Source organism: Xenorhabdus sp. NBAII XenSa04 (genome assembly GCF_963866145.1).
Classification (GTDB): Bacteria; Pseudomonadota; Gammaproteobacteria; order Enterobacterales; family Enterobacteriaceae; genus Xenorhabdus; species Xenorhabdus indica.
Genome location: NZ_CAWMEB010000338.1, coordinates 1 through 1765, shown reverse-complemented (window position 1 = coordinate 1765; position 1765 = coordinate 1). Strand labels below are relative to the sequence as shown.

Here is a 1765-nt window from a genome sequence, read left to right as displayed (position 1 = left end):
AGTAATGAACAGGTAAATAAGTTTATTGATGCCGAAGATGAAGCGTATATCACAAAAGTACGAAAAAAGATTCAGACGGAACACCCTGAATTAGTCGAAGGGGAAAGTGAACAGAGTCTGCATAAACGGCTAAAGGGAGCGTATCTGGATTTAATCGCAATGGGGTTTAAAGAGGAAAAACTGATACGTTCTTACCTCCATTTTGTGGCGTTTAACCGCAATTATCACGATTCGCCTGAAATTCAAAATATGCTAAAGGCGGGTAATAATCCAGAACAACAATATCGTGATTACCTAAGGGCATTGGATAACTTAATGAAAAGGAAAAAATAATATGATCTTTGCTATACCTCCTATTGCCGCAGCCCTTGAATGGACTATTGCCGGGTGTGCCGCAATATTAGTGGGCATTGGTATTATGGAAAGTACTAAAGGTACGACAGTAGATGATATAGAGCTGGAACCTGCACCTGTACCTAAAAAACCGAAAACACGTACTGAAGAAGAAATAGAAAATGATATTAATATTGGTAAAGCTAAAGCAAGATATCGAATTGAAGAAATTGAAAAGGAAGGCTCGTTGTCTCGCTCAACTGAGAAATGTAAATCTTGCCCCGCTAGTACCGGAATAGCCAAAAATGAAAGTAGAAATTTTGGTGACCCAATTAATTTAAAATATCAAGTCTACATTACTAAAGCTCCGTTCGGGCCAGGATGGGTTCAAGAATGGGACTATGCAACAGTATCATTCGATGGATTTCAACCTCCGTCTTGTTTATTACAAGAAACTAAGGGTGCATATGATCAATTCTTTATCTCTGAAGGAGTCCTTAAAAAATTTTATTCTGGAGTTAGAGGAACAGTACAACAAGCACATACACAAAGTTTTGTAGTGCAATCAACTCCGCCTAATAAATTAGCATGGTACTTCATGGAAAGGCTCAGTTTTATGTACTTTAATAAAATATTCAAAGGCGACGGTCTTATTATGGATGTTTATCACGTTCCAATGATTTAATTAAAGGGTATTTATATGAGTGAAATTTCTATACATATAGTTATAAAGAAAATTGTCACACAAGAAATGATAACCATCATTGACACATTTCATTTTTTTCTTAGCGAAATAAACAAATGTGATAAGAGAATTACAGCTTTATATGCTCAAGGTGAAACACTAGAAGAAGCCTTACAAAACAAAATAATGGATGTTGATGGATATACAAACCAAAATGCTTCAAATTTAATAGGAGAATATTTACCCATCGTTGAGGGATTATGGGATGGCAATGAAGATGACTCCATGTCCATTCTTTTAACAAAGAATAACGAATGCACATCAATTCGCATTAATGCTGAAAACTACCTTGGTATATACAAAAAGGATAATCTCACCGATTTTATAAAGTCGGCAGCAGAAAAATATACATTAAATCTTTTTTCTGTCAGCTTTAATGGTAGTAGTGATGAAGTTGGTGAAGCAGTTTTTCCTGATCGCCCTCCTGTTGGCTGGATGCTATATCTTCCTATTCAATTCGAAATACATCCTAGTCTATTGAAAACCGGAGCTGAATTTATCCCTATTTCCACAACACTAAGTACGGGTACAATTATAATTACTAAAGGAGATTATAATTGTTTGGATAAGGCAGATCAGTATCTTTCAAATGACATTGAAATTGCATTACGTGATTTAGGTTTACTGCCCTTATATGCTGAAATATATAAAGATTAAATGACAGAGATATAACTATGGCAGGTAAAG

Annotated in this window: 3 protein-coding genes; all 3 read left to right on the top strand. The window is 35.2% G+C overall.

Annotated features, from left to right (window positions below):
- A partial coding sequence (locus AAC147_RS12090; RefSeq protein WP_047686688.1) for a hypothetical protein occupies positions 1 to 333 on the top strand: 333 nt, incomplete at its 5' end.
- A gap of 1 nt (position 334) precedes the next feature.
- Positions 335 to 1018: a restriction endonuclease fold toxin 5 domain-containing protein gene (locus AAC147_RS12085; RefSeq protein ID WP_052189863.1), complete on the top strand. Its 684-nt coding sequence runs from the start codon at positions 335 to 337 to the stop codon at positions 1016 to 1018.
- A gap of 15 nt (positions 1019 to 1033) precedes the next feature.
- A complete protein-coding gene (locus tag AAC147_RS12080; RefSeq protein ID WP_052189862.1) occupies positions 1034 to 1735 on the top strand; it encodes an Imm52 family immunity protein in 702 nt (233 codons plus the stop codon).
- Positions 1736 to 1765: the final 30 nt, after the last annotated feature.

Excerpts from the sequence above, each read along its gene's own strand:
- AAC147_RS12080 (WP_052189862.1), top strand. The coding sequence starts at position 1,034 with ATGAGTGAAATTTCTATACATATAGTTATAAAGAAAATTGTCACACAA.
- AAC147_RS12085 (WP_052189863.1), top strand. The coding sequence starts at position 335 with ATGATCTTTGCTATACCTCCTATTGCCGCAGCCCTTGAATGGACTATT.